At 59.9% G+C, this 21,671-nt stretch carries 16 protein-coding genes; 9 read left to right on the forward strand and 7 right to left on the reverse strand.

The window, feature by feature from the left end; genetic code table 11:
- Positions 1-177: 177 nt before the first annotated feature.
- From HALAL_RS0110700 to HALAL_RS0110725, 5 genes are all read right to left on the reverse strand, one after another.
- Positions 178-1,950 (reverse strand): SDR family oxidoreductase, encoded by a 1,773-nt coding sequence (locus tag HALAL_RS0110700; RefSeq protein ID WP_025274003.1) that lies wholly within the window; start codon positions 1,948-1,950, stop codon positions 178-180.
- Positions 1,947-2,786: a M24 family metallopeptidase gene (locus HALAL_RS0110710; RefSeq protein ID WP_025274004.1), complete on the reverse strand. Its 840-nt coding sequence runs from the start codon at positions 2,784-2,786 to the stop codon at positions 1,947-1,949. The genes HALAL_RS0110700 and HALAL_RS0110710 overlap by 4 nt, the downstream gene beginning before the upstream one ends.
- A gap of 17 nt (positions 2,787-2,803) precedes the next feature.
- Positions 2,804-3,874: a PDR/VanB family oxidoreductase gene (locus HALAL_RS0110715; protein ID WP_025274005.1), complete on the reverse strand. Its 1,071-nt coding sequence runs from the start codon at positions 3,872-3,874 to the stop codon at positions 2,804-2,806.
- 11 nt (positions 3,875-3,885) lie between these two features.
- The gene (locus tag HALAL_RS0110720; RefSeq protein ID WP_025274006.1) at positions 3,886-4,770 is read right to left on the reverse strand and encodes a metal-dependent hydrolase; all 885 of its coding nucleotides are present in this window, start codon (positions 4,768-4,770) and stop codon (positions 3,886-3,888) included.
- Positions 4,771-4,950: 180 nt separating this feature from the next.
- On the reverse strand, positions 4,951-6,597 hold the full coding sequence (locus HALAL_RS0110725; RefSeq protein ID WP_025274007.1) for a carbohydrate-binding protein: 1,647 nt from the start codon (positions 6,595-6,597) through the stop codon (positions 4,951-4,953).
- Positions 6,598-7,165: 568 nt separating this feature from the next.
- Between HALAL_RS0110725 and HALAL_RS17675 the strand changes: the two genes are divergently transcribed.
- From HALAL_RS17675 to HALAL_RS0110750, 5 genes are all read left to right on the forward strand, one after another.
- Positions 7,166-9,871 (forward strand): GGDEF domain-containing phosphodiesterase, encoded by a 2,706-nt coding sequence (locus tag HALAL_RS17675; protein WP_156937703.1) that lies wholly within the window; start codon positions 7,166-7,168, stop codon positions 9,869-9,871.
- Positions 9,872-10,157: 286 nt separating this feature from the next.
- A complete protein-coding gene (locus HALAL_RS0110735; protein ID WP_425402661.1) occupies positions 10,158-11,921 on the forward strand; it encodes an acetolactate synthase large subunit in 1,764 nt (587 codons plus the stop codon).
- Positions 11,922-11,923: 2 nt separating this feature from the next.
- Complete coding sequence (ilvN, locus tag HALAL_RS0110740; protein ID WP_025274010.1) at positions 11,924-12,451, forward strand: acetolactate synthase small subunit; 528 nt, start codon at positions 11,924-11,926, stop codon at positions 12,449-12,451.
- Between the two features lie 17 nt (positions 12,452-12,468).
- Entirely contained in the window at positions 12,469-13,470 is a 1,002-nt protein-coding gene (gene ilvC / locus HALAL_RS0110745) for a ketol-acid reductoisomerase (RefSeq protein ID WP_025274011.1), read from the forward strand.
- Positions 13,471-13,656: 186 nt separating this feature from the next.
- Entirely contained in the window at positions 13,657-14,016 is a 360-nt protein-coding gene (locus tag HALAL_RS0110750) for a DUF952 domain-containing protein (RefSeq protein ID WP_035534495.1), read from the forward strand.
- A 45-nt stretch (positions 14,017-14,061) separates the two neighbouring features.
- Here the strand turns inward: HALAL_RS0110750 and HALAL_RS0110755 are convergent, their stop codons facing one another.
- Positions 14,062-15,717, reverse strand: a complete 1,656-nt coding sequence (locus HALAL_RS0110755) for a phospho-sugar mutase (protein ID WP_245598091.1) — start codon at positions 15,715-15,717, stop codon at positions 14,062-14,064.
- A 408-nt stretch (positions 15,718-16,125) separates the two neighbouring features.
- On the opposite strand from HALAL_RS0110755, the gene HALAL_RS0110760 reads away from it, so the two are divergent.
- The 4 genes from HALAL_RS0110760 (at position 16,126) to HALAL_RS0110775 (ending at position 20,149) form a co-directional block, all read left to right on the forward strand.
- Positions 16,126-16,791, forward strand: a complete 666-nt coding sequence (locus HALAL_RS0110760; RefSeq protein ID WP_025274014.1) for a FadR/GntR family transcriptional regulator — start codon at positions 16,126-16,128, stop codon at positions 16,789-16,791.
- A 132-nt stretch (positions 16,792-16,923) separates the two neighbouring features.
- Positions 16,924-17,850, forward strand: coding sequence for a deoxyribose-phosphate aldolase (deoC, locus tag HALAL_RS0110765; RefSeq protein ID WP_029767771.1), 927 nt, complete (start codon positions 16,924-16,926; stop codon positions 17,848-17,850).
- Between the two features lie 2 nt (positions 17,851-17,852).
- A complete protein-coding gene (locus HALAL_RS0110770) occupies positions 17,853-19,265 on the forward strand; it encodes an aldehyde dehydrogenase family protein (RefSeq protein WP_025274016.1) in 1,413 nt (470 codons plus the stop codon).
- A 29-nt stretch (positions 19,266-19,294) separates the two neighbouring features.
- Positions 19,295-20,149: an aldehyde dehydrogenase family protein gene (locus HALAL_RS0110775; RefSeq protein ID WP_025274017.1), complete on the forward strand. Its 855-nt coding sequence runs from the start codon at positions 19,295-19,297 to the stop codon at positions 20,147-20,149.
- Between the two features lie 111 nt (positions 20,150-20,260).
- Here the strand turns inward: HALAL_RS0110775 and nhaA are convergent, their stop codons facing one another.
- On the reverse strand, positions 20,261-21,658 hold the full coding sequence (nhaA, locus tag HALAL_RS0110780) for a Na+/H+ antiporter NhaA (protein WP_025274018.1): 1,398 nt from the start codon (positions 21,656-21,658) through the stop codon (positions 20,261-20,263).
- Between the last annotated feature and the right edge of the window lie 13 nt (positions 21,659-21,671).

Here is a 21,671-nt window from a genome sequence, read left to right on the forward strand (position 1 = left end):
ACTTACAGAACGGACTTGTTCCACGCAAGCTTGTAGCGAAGCGGTAGAACGAAAACGTTGCAGTCATGTGCGTTCTGAAATTGTTGTTTTGACAGCAACTGGGGCGGTGGTGGTCGAAATCGACCACCACCGCCCCAGTCTTGTGTTACCAGCTAATTTTGACGCCGCTACGATGTTTTAGGAGGGGTCGACCCTCCCCACTAGGCGCATGATGCCAGGGCTGAAGCGCGAACCAAACCGAGCCATCTTGCCGTCGAAGGTAAGCGGTACAACGGCTCTGTCCTTGACAGCGGCCTTCACGATGTTCTTAGCGATCTTTTCAGGTCCGTAACCCTTGATGGCGAAGAGCTTAGTCGCGTGGTTACGTTGGTCGTCTTCAGTCGAGTCTTCCTTGCTTGAGAATGTCGATGCCTGGGTAATATTCGTACTGACAAAACCAGGGCAGATCGCCGATACGGAGATATCCGTCGGTGCCAATTCCACACGTAGACATTCCGACGCCATGAGTGCAGCCGATTTGCTAGTGGCATAGGCAGGAAGGATACGGACAGGAGAGTACGCCGCAGCCGAAGCGACATTGACGATATGCCCGTTTCCTCGTTCCACCATGGCGGGGGCGAAGGCTTTACACCCGTAGACGATTCCCCAGAAGTTGACATCCATCAGCTGTTGCCATCGATCGACGGGAGTGTCAAGGAACGCTCCCGAATGTGCGATCCCCGCATTGTTAACCAGAACATTGGGAACTCCGACATCGGCCATGACCTGCTTAGCGAAGCTCTGCACCTCATCGAAGTCAGATACGTTCACCTTGTATGCCTTGGCGAGCCCTTCACTGTGCTCAATCAGGCGGCAGGTCTCGCGCGCACCGTCGATATTGATATCAGCTGCGACCACAATCGCGCCTTCGGTAGCCATCTCGAGCGCCGTGGCTCTGCCAATGCCGCTTCCAGCGCCGGTAATGACGGCAACCTGACCTTCGAATCGAGGTTTGCGAGGGGGCTCAAGCAACACCTTGGAAGCCTCGGGAGCCGTATCGGTCGTAATCGCATTGACGAACTCATCAATATGGACCGCAAGTTCGTTCGGGTGCGTATTCGGTGCCCAGTGCGGTGCCTCCAGCGTCGTCCGCCAGAGGCGAGGTGCCCAGCGTTCGGCCGAGCGCGCCAACTGAGGTCGCACGAAGCGGTCCTTTGTAGGCACAATCTGGTGCACGGGAACTACAGTGCTACGAGACCGAGGTCGTGTGAGTCGTGGGAACATGTTGGCCCTATACAAGCGGAGCCCGCTCACAGCGTCTGCCTTGATGGTTTCGCTGGGGGTTTGCCCGATGGCGGCGCTGAGTTTGGGGCCCAGCATCTTCCAGGTCATTTTGGCGACGACCGGAGTATGAAAGTATCCGATGTACCAAGAGTGGAGAAACTGTCCGGTAAGATCAGCGACGTTACGCGGGGTCGGGTGACTGATATTGTGCCGCCACCATTTTCCCGTGTGGTCTAGGGACGGACCTGATATCGAGGTAAATGATGCAAACCGACTTTCGGCCCCAATATCGGTCATGGCTTCCCACGCCTGAATCGAACCCCAGTCATGTCCGACGACATGGACTCTTTCGCCAGGAGATACCGCATTGGCCACGGTGTGAAGATCGCTCGCGAGGCGGTCCAACCGATAATCGCGCAGCCGTTCCGGCCGCTGGGACCGTCCCGAACCCCGTACGTCGTAACGTACAACGTGGTAGCTGTTCTTGAGTTTCTCCGCGACATCGTCCCAGACCTGGTGGTTGTCCGGGTATCCGTGGACCAAAATCACGGTTGGATTGTTACGGTCTCCAGCCTGATAGACGGCAAGACGAACCCCGTCGTCCGAGACCACAAAATCTGTAGGTGCCGGGAGGTCTATCGGGCCGGTATTGGAGGCGGGTGGCTCCATGATGCTATTGGTGGTCATGACTTCGCTTTCTTCCGGTTCCAGCGGCGTACATGGGGCAGGTCGTCATCCAGCCAATAGGCGTCATCGTCGGTAACGACCAGTATTTCTTCGAACTTGATGCCAACGTCGCCACGCCCGATGTGTGGTTCTACCGCCCACAGACCTGGTGTAGGCGCATGACGGGAGGCCCGCCCATCGGCCCACAGGGGAGAACGTCCTTTGATCTTGTCGGTGACGAACTCGCGTCCCAGGGTCTGGAGGGTGCGGATGCCGAATCCGAACATGGTGAACCGTCCCGGTCCGAAGCCCTTGAGACGGGTGACGCGATGTCCGATGACCCGGCCGGGATAGACGCGGTGGCGATTGTCGTTACCTTGGGAAGCGACGAGTTCATCGACTTCGGTATAGATGTCGTCGAGCGTCAGTCCTTCTTTGACTTTGGCCAGTATGAAATCTCGGCACGCCGACAAGTCCTCGTCGAGTTTGTCCCAGGTTGGATTGTGCCCGAGGACCCCGCCGTAGCCAATATCTGCGGTGTATCCGTCAATGATGGGAGCGCAATCGAGGACGAACGGGGTTTTCTCATGCAGCCGTTTATTGGTCGGAAAGAATTGCAGTGGTACTTTGAAGCGTCGGAAGGCGGTTCGTCGGCCGAACCAGGCAAAGGGGACATGGAAGAAATCCTGTACGCCCGCCTTGACCAATTCGCGACGCAGTTTAGCTGCGGCTTCTTTTTCGGTGACGCCCGTTTCCAACCAAGCGGCAGTGGTCGTCGCACAATCGTAAGCGATCTGTTGCAACTCCCGGAAGCGCTTGATGTCTTTTTCGCTATAGTTGAATTCAGGTGCAGCCATATGCGCTCCCCTTGGTGTTACAGGTCCAGGACGAGACGGTCGTTATCAGAGCGCGAAACACAGATAAGGGCGTCACCGCGTCGGCGTTCTTCCTCGCCCAATCGTGAATCGTGATGAATGACTTCTCCGGACAGGACCTTGACTTTGCATGTGCCGCAGAAGCCCTGCCGGCAGGAATACTGTGTCGACGGATCGTGGTCGGTCAAAACGTCGAGTGCGGTTTGGTCGTCTGGTACGTCCAATACCGGCCCGCCTTGCCCGACCTGGATTTGGAATGGTTTTCCATCCACAATGGGCGGTGGGGAGAATCGTTCGGTATGGATTCGGAACGCCGGACTCTCCTCGAAGGCGGCGTATGCGGCCTTGAGCATCGGTGGTGGGCCGCAACAGTACACCGCGGCGTCCTGAGGAGTTTGGGCGAGTATTTCGGCGATATCAGGAGTTCCGTTGTCCTCGTCGGAAAGGATATGGACCCGCTTGGAATCCAGAGCCTGAAGCTCCCGGATGAACGGAAGGCTCTTTCGGCTGCGCCCGGTGTAGGTAAGACGCCAGTTGTGCCCGACCCGTTCACAGTGGTGGATCATTGCCAACAAGGGCGTGATTCCGATTCCCCCGGCGATGAAATGGATGGGGCGATCTGTCACCAGAGGAAACGCATTATGCGGACCGCTGACGGTGAGTACCGTGCCCTTCTTCAAGCGGTGGATCTCTCCGGAACCGCCCTTCTTATTGATCAAGCGAACGGCGATTCGATAATGGGTGCGTTGCGCCGGGTCTCCCGACAGGGAATACTGCCGTTTAAGTCCTGATGGAAGGGTGAGGTCAACGTGAGCACCCGCGCTCCATGGAGGAAGTGGAGTTCCGTCCGCGCTTTCCAAGCGAACGCTGACGACACCGTCTGCTTCTTTCTTTGTGGCGGTCACGGTGACTTTGAAACTACGGTCCTTGGGCGGCTGCGATTTGACCGGTCGCAATAGGTGTCGGTTAATGACGGCATTGCCCTTGAACAATAGGTCGAGGAACCGGATGTAACGATCGGTATGCTGGCGACCGTAGAGGTCGCCAGGCAATTCTGACTTGTTTGACATTGCGCCTCAATCTAATGAGCGGCTCGAGCGGCTGGGGATGTGGCGAGATAAGCGATGGCTTGGGCGGTATTGAAGTCCTGCAATGGGTGGTAGGACGGTTTCATATACCGCATGTAGGTGCGAGTCATGGACCCGAGTCCAGGAAGCAGACCGCGCTGACTGGCTCGGTAGTATCGACCGGCTCGCGCCAGACGACGACCACGGGTTGCCGGGTCCGATTGTAGGAAGAATCGCACTCCGCGCCACCAGAGCGCGAGAAGAGTGGTGACGCTGATGAGCGCCGATTTAATACGCAAGGGATAGCTGGGGGCGAGGTGTTGAGCCAAGTCGAAAGCCACCGAGCGGTGTTCCACTTCTTCGGCGCCGTGCCAGCGCAGTAGGTCAACCATCATGGGGTCGGCATTGGCCGCGTCCAAACCCTCCGCGTCGAGGGCCCATTGGCCGAGGAAGGCGGTGAAGTGCTCGATCGCGGCGATGAGTGCTACGCGCTCCTGGAGGTACCGCTTGCTCTGTGACTCGGAGAGACCTGGTTTATCTCCCAGAGCACGATGGAATAGCCACCGCATGTGCTCCTGATAGGGCTCGCAGTCGATGCCCTGTTCCTTAAGGTGATCGAGTACGCGCTCGTGTGCGTCGGCGTGCAGAGCCTCTTGCCCGATGAAACCGAGTACGTCCTTGCGGAGTTCCTCGTCCTGGATATACGGCAATGCTTCTTCGAAGACGCGAATAAACCAGCGTTCACCTTCGGGAAGAAGAAGATGAAGAACATTGATCGTGTGTGTGGCGAACGGTTCATTCGGAATCCAGTGCAAGGGCACCTTTGACCAGTTGAACTCTACATTCCGCGGTTGAAGGACGAGCTTATCGTCCTGTGAGGCTGCGGTCGAGGCTGACATAGGGGCCTCCTAAGCGACAGTTGAAAACAGTACTTACTCATGCGTAATATTACGTTCCAGTAAGTATTGCATGAAGACATTGAAGAACGCAATGGTGTTGTAAAAATGAATTCAAGCCGAGGTAAGAATACGTTCTTACCTCGGCTTGTGCCGTTTTCTAGCTATCGCCTGACGATGGGCTTAAACCTCCTGCCAGAGAGACGGAGTGGTCGGCGGTTCCCAACCGGGCAGCGAGGTGTGGCTGATCCGGCACTCATAAGTGCTTCCGCCGTAAGTTACCTGATCACCGGCCGAATATTGCGTCCACGGTTCCCACGATCCACCTGGGTCGCCGCCGTCGTCACCGACCGTCAGCGTCAGATCGGCGGTACGCTCCTCACTTCCCATGGCGGAAACGGTAATGGTGTAGGTGCCGTCGGCAACGTAATCTTTGACGACGACGTTCACCGACGTGGACTGTCCACTGGTGATGGTGTCGGACTCGAAGGCGAGGCTGACACCACTGGGTGCCCCGGTCGCGGACAGATTGAGGTTTTGCGGTTGACCCGACAGGGTCTCCGAGTTCAGAGATACATTGCCTTCAGAACCGGGATCGAGTTCCAAGTTATTGGGACTCAGAGATATGGCAAAACCGTCCTCCTCGCCGTTCCCGGTGGTCGTCAGTGTCGCTCCCGCCAAGTTCAGCGCTCCAGACAATGTGGAGAACCAAATGGGACCGCTTCCAGGGCAGCCGGTTTGGCCGCCTGACGTCTGGCCCTGAGCGCTGTTTCCGGAAATGAACGCGCCCCCGGAATCGCCGCCTTCCGCACAGGTCGAGGTGCGGGTCAATTGTCCGACAGTGCCTTCGGGGTAGTTGACCGATTCATTCTTGCCTTGCACCTGGCCGCATTGCCAGTTGGTAGTGGATCCGGATCGACAGATGTCCGCTCCGACAGGTGCTTCCGTACCGTCGTGTACCTGACGATCGCCTTGACCCCAGGTGTATACCAAGGGAGCCGCTTCCCAGCTCGAACCTGCCTCTACCCAGGCAATGTCCTGCCCGGGGAACGTGGAGTGTCGGAACTGGCCTCCAGAGCCGGTGCCGTCCGAGATCGGTTCACCGGTTCCGCCGCAGTGCCCTGCGGTGGTGAACCCGTCGCCATACGTCGGGTGCGTGGAGGAGAATCCGACGGAACAACGATACTGGCTGGTCCAGTAGGCCTCCCCGCCACGGATGTCGGCTGCCAATTCCAAATCGAGATCGTCGATCTCGACGGTGACTAGATTTGGATCGACGTCGGCGGCCGCGATGAATTCTGCGGCGACGTCCTCATTGGCGGCACTGACTGTGAGGCCGTTGTCATCGACGTCCACGGCCCAGCTGTAAACGTCGGAGCTGACTCCGTTGTTATGGGCCACCGCATCGAGATCCGCTTTCCAGGTATCCAGTTGCGCGTAGCTGTGGTCGACGACGACGGGAGTCGCGCCCTGTGCGGTGATATCGGATTTCGCCGCCGAGTCGGTGGTGGCAACGAAGATCTCATCGACGTCTTCGCTGACCCACGTTCCCGCGTACGAGTCGCCTAGGTCGAACTGTATGGACTGTTCGATCCATGCCCCGACCTTTGCCGTTGCCAGTCGATCCATAACATCGGCATGGGGCAGGTCGAGTTCCTCGGATAGGGCCTCAAGCATGCTGGGATCGACCGTGCTGCTTAGCTCCTCATGGGCCTGTTCGAACGCAGTGGGTTCTTCCGCCTGTGCCGGGGTGGTCAGTGAAAGAACGGTGAGTCCTGTTGCGGCCAAAACTGAAGAACCGAATGCAGCGAATGTTCTTCGCGATCGCATTGAACTTCCTTTTCATTGTGCGGAGGTTTGAATGGACAACGCATCCATTCCCGCAACTGAAATAATATAGAAAGAAAACTATTTGTCAATGAAAACTGCCCCCGGTTGTCCAATGCTCCTACTATGTAAGACGGCTGGTATGACCGGACCAAGGGGATCAGGGGCAGATTGCGGACATTGGAATGCGTTGCGCACCTTGTGCTACGGGAAATTGTGTTAATGAATGTAGAAATGTCAACTTTGTGACAAGGGGGTGACAACCGGGAGTGCGTGCCAATAATCTGTAATGACAATATGTGCAGTAAATAGTACCTATAGTAATTTCGGGAATGTTGCTGCACCGATAACGGTGGTCCGGATGGCGATCGAGTGTAGACAGGTCCCGTCACCTGCTCTCGACTCCCGACGATCCGCGGCCCGACCAAGAAGAATAATATGGCGCTCTTCTATTTCCGATAGGCGTGTTTGAAATCAGAGGACACCTCAGGGCACTGTCAGGCGCACAGGGCCTGCGTGCGATAGTTGAAGTCGCCATAGAGTTACGTGTCCGTCAAGGTGTGGTGATGTCGTGGAGGAAAGGTGGCGTCGGCAGTGGCGTGAATCCAATACCGGCAAGTTCATCCTCTCCGCTACGCCCCCCATCGTCGTGTGCGCCATTTGGGTAACCGTCTTTTATGCGATTTCGTTTACTGGAAGTCGTATGCCCGAAGGTGGGGTTCACCCCGATACCCCCTTGGTGTTGGCCAGTCTTGGATCTGCCGGTGCCGGCCTTATCGTTTGGCGGTGGGCGGTCAAAGTACGGCGTTCGAAGCGGGTCACGTTCCGTATGTTCGGGGCCACCATACAGGCGATCGCACTGATCTTCGCCGTTATGGTTTTGGTCCCCCATCAGCTTGCGCTAACGGTCGGAGCATGGGGCTTGAGCTTGTCGAGTCTCAGTTTTGCCGTGGCACTTATGCGACTTCCCGATTCCGAGTGGTCCTTCCCCGCACATCTGCGGCGTGGACTGGACGGATTGTTCATAGGCAGCACCATCGCCTTGGGCCTGTGGCTATTGTTCGGGCGCGAGCTGTTTCTCCATGCCAATTTCCGTGTCGATACCGAACCACTGGTGTTCTTTCCGCCTATTCTCGCTGAGATCGCACTGTTCGGCATCGGAATCGGAACGACCCTGCGCCTACAACGATGGCGAAGTCTGCACGCCGCCACTCTGGTCGGCATGATGCTGGTGCAGGTCTCCGCCGTAGGCGTCCTGAGTACCTGGCAATTGGAACGAGACACTTCCGAAGTCATCTGGTGGTCGGTCGTCCTTGCCGTCGCCTTGGCCTTGGGAATCGTACTGGTGCGCTGGGCGAGACATCAGAAGGCCTCGGTTCCGGGACCCGACGAACCGGTGTGGCATTACGGTATTTACATCGCGGCCGCGGCTTTGAGCGCCTTCGCCTTGCTTTACTACTCGATCACCGCCGGTGGAGGGCGTCCGCACATCGTGTTCATGGCGCTGGTTTGCTATGCCGCGCTGGGAGCACGATTGCTCATGACCTACCTTGACGTAAAACGTCTTGCCTCCGAATCGGAATCCCGCGAAGAACATTTGGCGGCCATAGTGGATGCCTCGTCGGACGCCGTGGTCATTACCGATGACGACTTCACGGTCCTCTGGGCCAGCGAAGGATCGGCGTGGGTTCCCAACGTATCGGTGGGGGAGTCGTTTCTGGCGGCGATTTCGTTTGGGGATCGATCCTTCTGCCAGCAGCGCCTCCGTGAATTCCTTGCCAATCCCACAGGTCGATCCCGCTCGTCGTTCAGCTTCCGCTTGGAAGATCGCAGGGGACGCTTGCGCAGAGTCGAAGTGACCGTAACCGACCGCAGGAGTGAACGCAGCCTATCGGGCATCGTCCTGCGTCTGGTGGATGTCGCCGAACGGCACCAGCTGGAGGTGGAACTGGCGCGCCTGGCTTACAGCGATCCCTTGACCGGCCTGGCGAATCGGCGTGCCTTGCTGAGTCGCCTTGAAGAGGTGGCGTTCCACAACAACGATCGCGTGATCTTGCTGTTGCTGGACCTCGACGGCTTTAAGAACGTCAACGATACCCGGGGACATGACCAGGGAGACGAGGTCCTTCAAGAGGTGGCGCGCCGCATGCTCGACATGTTGCGCCCCACTGATGTCGCCGCACGACTGGGCGGAGACGAGTTCGCCGTGATGTTGCGATCGTCGTGGGCCGACGCCCGTGCGCTCGCTGAGAAACTCGTGGACGAACTGTCCGAGCCCTATGAACTGGGTGAGGCACAGGTGGAGTTCGTGACCGCGAGCGTCGGCCTAGCGGTGGTGGACGAAAGCGTCGAAAACCCGCAGACCTTGCTACGCAATGCGGATCTGGCATTGCGGTCGGCAAAACAGTCGGGGAAAAACAGGTGTGAAACCTTCGACGCCGGGTTTGAGGCGCGACTGCGCCGCCGCAACGACGTCATCAAGAAACTTCGAGGTGCGATTGACCGAGGCGAGTTGGACGTCGTGTATCAGCCTATCGTGGCGGCCGATTCACTTCCGAACGATCTTTCGGTGGTGGGAGCCGAGGCGTTGATTAGATGGCATCATCCGTCGTTGGGCACCGTCAGCCCCGGGGAGTTCATTCCCGCCGCCTCCGAGGCGGGGCTGACCCATGACCTGGCGGTATGGATGGTGAAACAGGTAGCGCGACAACTGAATCAGTGGCGGTCCATCGCACCACGCCTGTGGGTATCGGTCAACGTCTCAGTCAAGGAGCTCCACACCTATCGGTTCGCCGAAGCGGTGAGCGAGCTGCTGATCGAGCATGGCATCTCGCCCAAACGACTGGTCATTGAAGTGACCGAACACGACTTCTCACAACAGGTCGCCACGTTGATCGCTCAGCTGAAGGCGTTGCGGGCCGCCGGTGTGTCCATCGCCTTGGACGACTTCGGAGCGGGCTACTCGTCGTTGAACCAACTGGACCGGCTTCCCATCGACATTGTGAAAATCGACCGCGATCTGGTGGCCAAGGACGACGGCGACCTGGGGACGCTGGCGCCGGTCATCGTGGATCTGGGGCATCGCCTCGGGCTGACGGTCATCGCCGAGGGAATCGAGTCACGTCGGCAGTTGGATCTCATTACCGCCGAACAAAAACCATTGCTCCAGGGGTATCTTCTGGCCCGCCCCATGTTGAGCGGGGAGCTCGTGGAGCTCTTTGACCGGGCCGAATCCAATCCGGAACCCGACTCCGACACACCCTATTCCAAAGTTTGAGAAAAGTTGACTCACGAGCCGGAATCGTGCATCCTAGGAGACATGCAAAAGGGGAACTACCGTGAGATTACCGCCGCGTCGCGGCGGCTCATTGTAGTACTTACCTAGCGCACCGCCGATATTCCAGGCGGTGCGCTCGCCCCGTGCGTCTTAGCACGCGGGCGATTTTTTCTGCCTAGGGTATCGGCGCTAACCAGACCGTACTACTCCCGAAACGGATGGTCACATGAGTACCGAAGCGAAGGCCCAGCGCCCGAAACCTGCCAAACCGGCACCGCCGCCACGAATGCGGGAAACGGTGGACCCCACTTTCACCGGTGCCCAGCTCGTCGTTAAGTCACTGGCTCAACTCGACGTAGAAGCCGTATTCGGCATTCCCGGAGGGGCCATCCTCCCCACCTACGACCCGCTTTTGGACTCGGCCGACGTTCGTCATATTCTCGTGCGCCACGAACAGGGTGCCGGCCACGCTGCCACCGGCTATGCCGCTGCGACCGGACGTGTCGGAGTCTGTATGGCCACGTCGGGACCGGGAGCCACAAACCTGGTCACGACTCTGGCCGACGCGCATATGGATTCGGTTCCCATCGTGGCCATCACCGGTCAGGTCGCCTCCAACGCGATCGGCAGTGACGCCTTCCAAGAAGCGGATATCCACGGCATCACCATGCCCATCACCAAGCATTCGTACCTGGTGGAAAAAGTCGACGACATTCCGCGCATCCTGGCGGAGGCCTTTCACATCGCCGCGACGGGGCGCCCCGGTCCGGTATTGGTCGACATACCCAAGGACATACAGAGCGCCAAAACCGGTTTCCATTGGCCGCCAACCATGCACCTACCCGGGTACCGTCCCGTCACACAACCGCATTCCAAGCAGATCCGTGAGGCGGCCGCCCTGCTGGCCGAATCGAATCGACCGGTCATCTACGCGGGCGGCGGTGTCATCAAATCCGAAGCACACGCCGAACTGCTCCACTTGGCCGATCGCAGCGGCGTCCCCGTCACCACCACGCTGATGGCCCGCGGCGCTTTCCCCGACGATCACCCGCAGCACGTCGGAATGCCGGGAATGCACGGAACCGTGCCGGCCGTATACGCCCTGCAGAAGTCCGACCTTATTGTGGCGCTTGGTGCCAGGTTCGACGACCGAGTCACCGGAAAACTGGATGCCTTCGCCCCTGACGCCAAGATCGTCCACGTCGACATCGATCCGGCCGAGATCGGGAAGAACCGGACCGCCGACGTTCCCATAGTCGGAGACTGCAAAGCAGCTCTCTCGGCCATTACCGAGGCCTACGAGCAGCAACGGCCGGACGCCTCACGCCTGCTTGCCTGGTGGGATCAACTCAGCGACCTGCGTAAACGCTATCCGGTGGGTTACGACAAGAGCGACGAGACGAACCTCGTGCCGCAGTATGTGATTGAGCGCCTTGGAGCGCTGGCACCGGAAGACACCATCTGGACGGCCGGAGTCGGACAGCATCAAATGTGGGCCAGCCAGTTCATCTCCTACAACCGACCAAAGACCTTCCTCAACTCCGGAGGGTTGGGAACGATGGGCTACGCCGTTCCAGCCGCCATGGGCGCCAAGCTCGGCTATCCCGACCAGTGCGTCTGGGCCATCGACGGCGACGGTTGTTTCCAGATGACCAATCAAGAGCTGGCCACCTGTGCCCTGGAAGGCCTTCCCATCAAGGTCGCCGTCATCAACAACGGAAACCTGGGAATGGTGCGACAATGGCAGACTCTGTTCTACGACCAGCGTTATTCGAACACGGATCTGGGCACCCACGGCGCGGCGCGTATCCCGGATTTCGTCGCGCTTGCCGAGGCATTGGGATGTGTGGGGCTGCGCGCGGAGACCAGCGAAGAGGTCGATTCGGTTATTGAACAGGCCAACGCGATCAACGACCGTCCCGTCGTCGTCGATTTCACCGTAGGGAAGGACGCCATGGTGTGGCCGATGGTGCCCGCCGGGCTCTCCAACGACGAAATCCTCTACGCCCGTGATCTCCGCCCCCAATTCGATGAAGACGAGGACTGTTAGCCATGTCAAAACACACATTGTCCGTGCTGGTGGAAAACAAACCGGGTGTCCTGGCGCGTATCTCGGGACTGTTTTCCCGACGTGGATTCAATATAGATTCGCTTGCCGTCGGGGAAACCGAGCACCCCGATATCAGCCGCATCACGATCGTGGTCGATGTGGAGAACCACTCCCTGGAGCAGGTCACCAAACAGCTGAACAAACTCGTACACGTTCTCAAGATCGTGGAACTGGAAACTCAGGCCTCCGTGCAGCGGGAACTGCTGCTGGTGAAGGTGAGAGCCGATACCGCTACCCGCGGTCAAGTGCTCGAGGCCGCCGGCCTATACAAGGCCCGTAACGTCGATGTCACACCTGACACGATTACTTTTGAGGTCACAGGAAACCGAGACAAAATCGAATCGTTCCTCGAAGTGATGGAGCCTTTCGGGATCCGGGAACTCGTTCAATCCGGCACCGTCGCCCTTGGACGCGGATCGAAGGCGATGACCAGCCTCACCAGATATCTACCGCCACAAATGACGAAGTAAGTAAGGAAAACCAGCAAATGGCAGCAGACGTTTACTACGACCACGACTCCGACCTCAGCCTGATTCAAGGCAAGAAGGTCGCCGTGCTCGGGTACGGATCCCAAGGGCACGCTCATTCGCTGTCCCTGCGTGACTCAGGTGTCGAAGTCGCCATCGGACTGCAAGACGGCTCGAAATCGCGGGCGAAGGCCGAAGAAGCCGGTCTCGACGTGAAAACGCCCGGGGAGGCCACCGCTTGGGCCGACGTCATCATGATTCTTGTTCCCGACACGGTTCAGGCTGATCTGTACAGAGACGAGATCGCCCCGAATCTGCGCAGCGGCCAGACTCTCATGTTCGGCCACGGTTTCAACATCCGTTACAACCTCATCCAAGCTCCCGGAGATGTGAACGTCGCCATGGTGGCGCCCAAGGGGCCCGGTCACCTCGTGCGTCGGCAATACGTCGACGGCAAAGGCGTCCCGTCTCTCATCGCCGTCGAACAGGATCCCAGCGGCAACACTCAGGAGCTCGCTCTGTCGTACGCGCAGGGGATCGGAGCCACCCGCGCCGGAGTTCTGAAGACGACGTTCAAAGAGGAGACGGAAACCGATCTGTTCGGAGAACAGGTCGTTCTGTGCGGTGGCATATCCGAATTGATTCGTGCGGGGTTCGAGACCCTCGTGGAAGCCGGATACGCGCCCGAAGCGGCCTATTTCGAATGCCTCCACGAGACGAAGCTGATCGTGGACCTCATCTACGAGGGCGGTCTGTCCAATATGTGGTACTCGGTATCCGACACGGCGGAATACGGTGGTTTGACCCGTGGCTCGCGTGTCATCAATTCGGAGACCAAGAAGGAAATGAAGCGGATTCTCACCGAGGTTCAGGACGGAACCTTCGCCAAGGAGTGGGTGCAGGAATCCAAGGAGCGTTCGAACCTGAAGCGCTTGCAGGACAAGCAGGAGGAACATCAGATCGAGAAGATCGGTAGTGAGATCCGCGATCTCATGCCGTGGGTCAAGAAGAAGCTGGACTAGGGGACTGCCCGAACGTACGGTTAAACCGGCGCCGGGGTGAACCCCTCGGTGCCGGTTCGTCCTTTGGTGACTTTGGACCAGTGTCGTTCTCACCGGCAATGATATCGCTGTAGCAATTCGAGAGTGCCGATCACATGGACACTAAAACGAATGGATCGTTCGCGGGGGCGTGGCTACCATAAGCGAATGGATCTCATTTGGCACGTCACTCGGGCGTCGGATTGGCACGTGGCCCAGGACAACGGCGAGTACACCGTTTCCACAAAGGGGATATCCCTGGCGCAGCAAGGGTTTATTCACGCTAGCCTGGCGCATCAGGTTGCCAGGGTCGCCAACGTCGTCCACGTGGACGACAATGACCTCATCGTGCTCGGAATCGATGTGGCCAGGCTCGGCGCACCGGTGAAGTATGAAGCTCCGCCGGATGAGGACGAGGAATTCCCACATATTTACGGACCGCTGAACCTCAATGCCGTGGTGTCCGTGCAACCGCTTTTGCGAGGCAAGGACGGCCGCTTTTCCTTCGCGGCGGAAAACGTCGGCTAGGTGCGGCATTATGGGTGCCGGAGCGGTACTCCGGCACCGCAGGACCTAGTTGATACCCAATGTGCTACGTACCTCGGTCCGCAACTGTTCGAGGCGATCACTCGCCTGACGGCGCGCTGCGGTGACGTCGCCCGCCGCATCCAGCCGGACCTCCAGGTAGGCCTTGAGCTTCGGTTCGGTTCCCGAAGGACGCACGACCAGTCGAACGCTATCGGTCTTGACGGTCACCACGTCCGTTTCCGGAGCCAGGTCGACGTAGTCCACTACCGGCTCGGACAGCAGCGTTTCAGGACGTTCGGCCCGCAGCCGCTCCATAATCGCGGTGATTTCGGCGGTTTCGTCGACCCGGACCGACACCTGGCCGGTCGCATATACGCCGTGGCGCTCGGCCAATTCGTCGAGGCGGTCGAAAACGGTCTTGTCCTGGGAACGTAGTTCACCGGCGATTTCGCAGACCGACAGGGCGGCCGCGATGCCGTCCTTATCGCGCGCCACCGTCGGTGCGACGCAGTAGCCCAGTGCCTCTTCAAAGCCAAAAGCCAGGTCGTCAGCCGCGCGAGCGATCCACTTGAAACCGGTCAGCGATTCGGCGTAGGGAACCTCGTTGTCTCGGCACATCCGCTCCAGCTGGGTCGTCGACACGATCGTCGTCACGTAAGTGCCGCTCCGGCCCTGGTGCATGAGGTGATCGGCGAGCAGGACGCCGACTTCGTTTCCGGTCAACGCACGCCATTCTCCTGTTGCGGTGGGCGCGGCGACCGCACAGCGATCAGCGTCGGGGTCGAGTGCGACGGCGACGTCGGCCTTCCGTTCGCGTGCGAGATCGAGTAGCCGGTCCATCGCGCCGGGCTCCTCCGGGTTGGGGAAGGAGACGGTCGAAAAATCGGGGTCGGGTTCGGCCTGTGAGGGGACCAAGGTCGGTTCGTCGAAGCCCGCCTGATAAATCGCCTCTACCAGCGTCGACCCGCCTACGCCGTGCATGGGCGTGGCGACCACGGACAGGTCCTTGGGACTCTTGGGGTCGACGATCGCGCTGACGGCGTCGATGTAGCCGGCGGTGATGCTGAGGGGAAGAGTCGTATAGAACTCGTCGACGGGAAGGTCCGCCAAGGATCCCACTCGTTGAATGGCGGCCTCGATGTCGCGGTCCGCCGGTGGGGCGATTTGGGCGGCGGCCCCGCGCTTTCCTCCGAGCTGCTCGCCGAGGTAAACCTTGTAACCGTTGTCCTGTGGGGGGTTGTGGCTGGCAGTGACCATAACGCCCGCGACGGCATTGAGCTCGTTGACCGCCCAGGCGAGCAGTGGAGTGGGAACGGTATGGGGCATCAGGTAGGCGTAACGGCCCGACCCTTGGATGATCCGAGCGCTTTGCTGCGCGAACTTCTCAGATCCGTATCGGGCGTCGTAACCGATGACGACGGGGCCTTGGGCCTCGTTCTCGTTCAGCCAGTCCGCGAGTCCCGCCGCGGCCGTGGACACGACGGCCAGATTCATACCGTTCGGTCCTGCCCGTAGCCGGCCGCGTAGTCCGGCCGTACCGAAGGTGAGTCGGCCGGAGAATCGGTCGGCGAGGTCGTCGGCGCTGTCGGGCCACTGTTTGAGGAGGGAGTCGAGTTCTTCCCGGTCTTCGGAGTCGGGGTCGTCGGCGATCCAGTCGCTCACTGCTTGTTTGAGTTCGTCGAGATTGAGCTCGTTTGTCATGCTCTTCATTTTTCCACGTTGCTTGTGTCGACGGCGTCAAGCGGACCGGGAAAGGGACGTGGTCAGAGGCTGATCCAGGTAGAACGATCGCCATACGGGGTGTTAAACTGTGATGTGATATTAGTCCTATGAGTCGGTGATCGGATGAATCGTGCGCTGTTCCCGGTGGCTGACGTGATCGTGGTGTGGTCGAACGTGCTTTTTCGCATGTGACGGGCGCATCATGATTCGGTGTCGTTGGGGTCTCGGGGTCTTCCTGAGGGGTATGGATGACAATTGATCTGATTTAATGAAATATGAAGGTAGCGCGTAAGTCCTGGAGGTCTGTGGTTGACGGTACCAAAGGCGACACGACGTGCGGCGTACCCTGTAGTGCACGACCCTACCCGCCCCCGGAGGTTGCCAACGATGGCTATTGAATCGGCTCGCAAGACGGGCCTGGTGGACCATGTTATCGAGCAGTTGCGTGCTCAAGTGACCTCCGGCGAATGGCCGGTCGGCTCGCGCATTCCTCCGGAAACCGAGTTGATCGATCTACTGGGAGTGGGGCGCAATACCCTGCGCGAAGGGGTTCGGGTGCTGGTCCATTCCGGCCTTCTGGAAGTTCAGCAGGGGTCGGGAACCTTCGTCGTCAGCCGCTCCGAAGCCACCGCCACCGTCCGCGAGAGAATTGCCTCGTCGCACGCGGCCGACACCATGGAGGTCCGTCGGGGACTTGAGCTTGAAGCCGCCCGACTGGCGGCTCTGCGCCGCACCGATGCCGATATCGTCAACCTGCGCGAGGCGCTCGCCAATCGTGAGGCGGCATTTCATTCGCGTGACTCCGAGCAGTTCGTCAAGGCCGACATTGCCGTCCATCAGGCCGTGGCCGATGCGAGTCACAATCAACTTCTATCGGATCTGTATCGGGAACTGTCGGAATCGCTGTACGAGACGGTTCGGGCCGGCTTGGGCGATGACTTCAACGGGCCCCATATTGATCACAGCAAGGCCATCGAGGCGATCGTCTCCGGAGACGTGGACGCCGCGGTTGCCGAAACAATGGCCTATATGCGGGAATTGATCGACAGCTAGGTCGTCTCCCCGCGAGATCACGTTCTCAGAGTTTCAGTGCGCCGTTCGGCGGCGTGAGCCGCCGAAGAACTCTATCCTGAAAGCGGCACCGGCCCGTGGCTAAGATAAAAGGTTTTCAGGTATCATCCCATCATGGGATCAATTTCAGGTAGCGTTACCAGCGGCGCTAACGCCGCCGCTCTCGTGCGCACCTTGCCGCGTATCGACGCCCAGGGACTCGAAGCACGAGCTGCCGACCTGTCGACCAGGTCGATTAAGAAAGACAGTAAGGCGCGGGCCATTGACCTGGCCATCAGCATGGTGGACCTGACCACTCTAGAAGGGGCCGATACCCCCGGAAAGGTCCGCACCCTGTGCACCAAGGCGAAGAATCCCGGCAGTGGATCGGGTCCGGTAGCCGCCGTCTGCGTCTATCCCGCCATGGTCGCCACCGCACGTGACGCACTGGCCGGAAGTGGAGTCAACATCGCTTCGGTGGCGACGGCCTTTCCGTCCGGGCAGGTACCCTTGCACGTCAAACTGGACGACACCCGAGCGGCCGTCGAAGCCGGGGCGACCGAAATCGACATGGTCATTAACCGAGGCGCCTTCCTGAGCGGAGACTTGGAAACCGTCTTCGACGAAATCGTCGCCGTCAAGGCCGTCTGCGGCAATGCTCACCTGAAGGTCATCCTGGAAACGGGCGAACTGGGCACGTACGACAATATCCGTCGCGCCTCCTGGCTGGCCATGTACGCCGGGGCCGATTTCATCAAGACCTCGACCGGTAAGGTCGCCCCCGCCGCGACCCTCCCGGTGACCCTGTTGATGATGCAGGCGGTGCGTGACTTCCGCGCCGAGACGGGAACTCAGATCGGAGTCAAACCCGCGGGCGGGATCCGGACGACCAAGGACGCCGTCAAGTACCTCGTCACGGTCAACGAAACCCTCGGCGACGAATGGCTCAACCCGGGATGGTTCCGTTTCGGAGCCTCCAGTCTGCTCAACGACCTGCTCATGCAGCGACAGAAGCTCGCCAGCGGTCACTACTCCGGCCCCAACTACGTCACGGTGGATTAACAATGTTCGATTACTCACCGGCGCCGGAGTCGGCGCCCGCCCACATCAACGACCATTACGGACTGTTCATCGACGGCGAGTTCGTCGAGGCGGACGGTGACCAGGTAGAAGCCTCGATCAACCCGGCGACCGGGGCCGAACTATTCACCTATGCCGGTGCCGGTTCGACCGACGTCGTCCGTGCCGTCGCCGCCGCTCGCAAGGCTCAAGCCGACTGGGCCGCCCTACCCGGGCTGGAGCGAGGAAAGTACCTGTACCGCATCGCTCGTCTGCTCCAAGAACGTGGCCGGGAATTCGCCGTCGCCGAATCGATGGACAACGGAAAACCGATCCGGGAAAGCCGTGACTTCGATATCCCGCAGGCGGCACAGCACTTCTTCTACCACGCCGGTTGGGCCGACAAACTCGACTACGTCCGACCGGGCGCGCAGCCGCTCGGAGTGGCCGGGCAGATCATCCCCTGGAACTTCCCGCTCCTCATGCTGGCATGGAAGATCGCCCCGGCCCTCGCGGCGGGCAATACCGTCGTGTTGAAACCGGCGGAGACCACTCCTTTGACGGCGCTCAAATTCGCCGAGCTGTGTCAGGAAGCCGAGTTGCCGCGCGGCGTGGTCAATATCGTTGGAGGAGGACCGCAGACGGGTACGGCTCTGGTGGAATCCGACGTGGAGAAATTGGCCTTCACCGGGTCCACCGGAGTAGGACGTCGCATCGCGCAGTCCATCGCCGGTTCCGACAAGCGCTTGACACTGGAGCTCGGTGGTAAGGGTGCCAACGTCGTGTTCGACGACGCCGCGCTGGACCAAGCCGTCGAGGGAGTTTTGAAGGGCGTGTTCTTCAACCAGGGGCACGTGTGCTGTGCCGGTTCGCGTCTGCTGGTACAGGAGAACATCGCCGAGGAAGTCGTGGAACGCTTGAAGACCCGGCTGTCCACACTGCGTTTGGGAGATCCGCTGGACAAGAACACCGATATCGGAGCGGTCAATTCCGGCGCGCAGCTCGACCGAATCCGTCAACTGGTGGAGCAGGGCCGTGAGGAAGGCGCACGGTTGTGGGACACCGGAACCGAGCTTCCCACCGAGGGATTCTGGCACCGTCCCACGATCTTCACCGACGTGCAGCAGTCGCACAGCGTCGCGCAGGAGGAGATCTTCGGTCCCGTGCTGAGTGTGCTGACGTTCCGGACTCCGCAAGAGGCCATGGTGAAGGCCAATAACACGCCCTATGGTCTGGCGGCCGGGGTATGGACGTCCGACGCGGCGAAACTGAACTGGGCCGCGGACAAACTACGGGCCGGAATCGTGTGGGCCAATACGTACAACCGCTTTGATCCGGCCAGTCCCTTCGGCGGAATGAAGGAATCCGGATACGGACGTGAAGGTGGACTGCAAGGACTGGAGGCCTACCTCAAATGAATTCCCGATCGGCACAGCGGAGCCAACGCATGAACACTCGACTCAATACCCTGAAGACCTACAAGATGTACGTAGGCGGAAAATTTCCTCGTTCGGAATCGGGAAGGACCTATGCAGTGACCACGCCCGAGGGTGACCATCTCGCGAACGCTCCACATGCGACTCGTAAGGACGTTCGCGACGCGGTGGCCAAAGCGCGTGCGGCCCAGTCTGCTTGGGCCGATGCGACCGCCTACCTGCGCGGCCAGATGTTGTATCGGGCGGCCGAGATGATGGAGGGTCGCTTTGAACAGTACGTCGACGAGCTGGTCGACGCCCAAGGACTGGATCGCGACGATGCCTCCGACGTGGTGGCCGACAGCATTGACCGTCTGATTCACTACGCGGGCTGGACCGACAAGATCGATGCGGTCCTGTCCAGCAACAATACCGTTGCCGGTAGCTTCTCCAATGTGACCAGCGTGGAGACTCGCGGGGTGATCGGACTGATCGCTCCGCAGGACGACCCGCTGTACGGCTTTATCGACGCCGTCGGTGCGGCGATCGTGTCGGGAAACACGGTGGTGGCCGTGACCAGTCACCGTCATCCGCTTCCGGCGCTGAGCCTCGGAGAGGTCTTTGCGACCAGTGACATTCCCGGGGGAGTGGTGAACATTCTCAGCGCCGACGCTGCCGAGGTCGGCTCCTGGCTGGCGTCACACGACGACGTGGACGGTGTCGACCTGACCGGGGTGTCCGATCGCGAGTTGGCGGCGGAATTGGAGACCAAGGCGGCCAACAGTCTGCGAGTCGTCCGTCGTCCCGGCGCCGATTCCTCCGATTCCCTCGACCGGATTCGCACATGGGTACAGTACAAGACCGTGTGGCAGCCCAGCGCCATTTAGAGCGGTAAGAGCCTCGCTCAACGGCAGTCGATATCGCGGCCTCCGCTCCTTTTCTTCGCAGCGGAGGTCGCGAACTCGTTTCCGGAACGGTGACGCGACGGCCACGTCGCCTCACCGTTCGCCCAGCGGAGAGGTGGTCTCCGAACGCGGACCGTCGGAGTTCTCGGTCTGACGTCCTCGTGTTGCCGCTGACAGAAGCACGATCGCTACGATCGCGGCAATGGCCGAGGCCCCGAGGACACCGATCTTGGCGGAGTCGAGCAGTTCGGACGTGTCGCCGCCGAAAGCCAGTTCGGTGATGAACAGTGCCACGGTGAATCCGATTCCGGCGGTCATGGCCAGTCCCAGCATCATGTTCCACGGAGTGTTCTTCGGTAGAGCGCCCCACCCCAGTTTCACCATCAGCCAGGCCATCCCGCTGATTCCAACGAACTTTCCGACCAACAGACCGGTCACGATCCCCAAGGTCACCGGTTCGCTCGTGGCCTGGCGAAGGATCTCCCCACTCAAGGGCACGCCGGCGTTGGCCAGAGCGAAGATCGGTAGCACGAAGAATGTGGAGAACGGATGCAGTCGGTGCTGGATTCGTTCGGTCGGCGGCATGGTTCCGCGCGCCAGCACTTCCAGATGGTGGTTGTTCTGAAAGGTCGCGTCGTCCTGTACAAGTCGGTCGGCCCAGTCGCGGGCCGCGTCCGGGTTGAACAACGGTTTGGCACTGATCAGGAGGCCCATGACGACGCCCGCGATGGTAGCGTGCACCCCCGACTGCAACATGGAGAACCACAGGGCGATCCCCAACGCCACGTAGACGGTGGGTGACCATACCCGCAACAGTCGCATCATCACGACCATCGCGACGATCACCCCCGCCGCCAGCAGCCATTCCAGTGACAGTGACGCCGTATAGAACACCGCGATGACAACAATGGCGCCGAGATCGTCCACAATCGCCAAGGTCAGGAGGAAAACCCGTGCGGGTGAGGGTATCCGTTTCCCGAAAAGGGCTACCACCCCGAGAGCAAAGGCGATGTCGGTCGCCATGGGAATACCCCATCCGCTTTGCCCCGGGCCACCGGCGTTGAAGGCAAGATAGATCGCGGCGGGAAGTACCATGCCGCCGACCGCGGCGGCGATCGGTGTGACGGCGTTCTTTGGTCTGTTCAGTTCCCCGGAGACGATTTCGCTCTTTATCTCGAGACCGACCACGAAAAAGAACAGTGCCATGAGCCCGTCGTTGACCCAGTGTTGCAGCGACATGTCCACTTGAGTCACCGTCAAATCCACGGTGATGTGGCTGTGCCAAAAGGAATCATAGCCGGCGGCCCACGGTGAATTGGCCCAGAGCAGGGCGATAACCGCGCAGAGAAAGAGAACCAGCCCCCCGGCCGGTTCGATCTTCAGGAACTGGGCGGCGGGGCGACCGATGTACCGAGCGATGGCCTTATCGGAGTGCAACAGGGTAGGTCCGGACTCCCATAGCCGTTCCCCTTTTGAATGCCGTCCGCTCATGCTTCGAACCCTC

Source organism: Haloglycomyces albus DSM 45210 (genome assembly GCF_000527155.1).
GTDB classification, from domain to species: Bacteria; Actinomycetota; Actinomycetes; order Mycobacteriales; family Micromonosporaceae; genus Haloglycomyces; species Haloglycomyces albus.

What these genes read in the sequence shown, in the direction of transcription:
- HALAL_RS0110700 (WP_025274003.1), bottom strand. Translation starts at nt 1,950, where the DNA reads ATGACCACCAATAGCATCATGGAGCCACCCGCCTCCAATACCGGCCCG.
- HALAL_RS0110710 (WP_025274004.1), bottom strand. Translation starts at nt 2,786, where the DNA reads ATGGCTGCACCTGAATTCAACTATAGCGAAAAAGACATCAAGCGCTTC.
- HALAL_RS0110715 (WP_025274005.1), bottom strand. Translation starts at nt 3,874, where the DNA reads ATGTCAAACAAGTCAGAATTGCCTGGCGACCTCTACGGTCGCCAGCAT.
- HALAL_RS0110720 (WP_025274006.1), bottom strand. Translation starts at nt 4,770, where the DNA reads ATGTCAGCCTCGACCGCAGCCTCACAGGACGATAAGCTCGTCCTTCAA.
- HALAL_RS0110725 (WP_025274007.1), bottom strand. Translation starts at nt 6,597, where the DNA reads ATGCGATCGCGAAGAACATTCGCTGCATTCGGTTCTTCAGTTTTGGCC.
- HALAL_RS0110735 (WP_425402661.1), top strand. Translation starts at nt 10,158, where the DNA reads ATGCGGGAAACGGTGGACCCCACTTTCACCGGTGCCCAGCTCGTCGTT.
- ilvN (WP_025274010.1), top strand. Translation starts at nt 11,924, where the DNA reads ATGTCAAAACACACATTGTCCGTGCTGGTGGAAAACAAACCGGGTGTC.
- ilvC (WP_025274011.1), top strand. Translation starts at nt 12,469, where the DNA reads ATGGCAGCAGACGTTTACTACGACCACGACTCCGACCTCAGCCTGATT.
- HALAL_RS0110750 (WP_035534495.1), top strand. Translation starts at nt 13,657, where the DNA reads ATGGATCTCATTTGGCACGTCACTCGGGCGTCGGATTGGCACGTGGCC.
- HALAL_RS0110755 (WP_245598091.1), bottom strand. Translation starts at nt 15,717, where the DNA reads ATGACAAACGAGCTCAATCTCGACGAACTCAAACAAGCAGTGAGCGAC.
- HALAL_RS0110760 (WP_025274014.1), top strand. Translation starts at nt 16,126, where the DNA reads ATGGCTATTGAATCGGCTCGCAAGACGGGCCTGGTGGACCATGTTATC.
- deoC (WP_029767771.1), top strand. Translation starts at nt 16,924, where the DNA reads ATGGGATCAATTTCAGGTAGCGTTACCAGCGGCGCTAACGCCGCCGCT.
- HALAL_RS0110770 (WP_025274016.1), top strand. Translation starts at nt 17,853, where the DNA reads ATGTTCGATTACTCACCGGCGCCGGAGTCGGCGCCCGCCCACATCAAC.
- HALAL_RS0110775 (WP_025274017.1), top strand. Translation starts at nt 19,295, where the DNA reads ATGAACACTCGACTCAATACCCTGAAGACCTACAAGATGTACGTAGGC.
- nhaA (WP_025274018.1), bottom strand. Translation starts at nt 21,658, where the DNA reads ATGAGCGGACGGCATTCAAAAGGGGAACGGCTATGGGAGTCCGGACCT.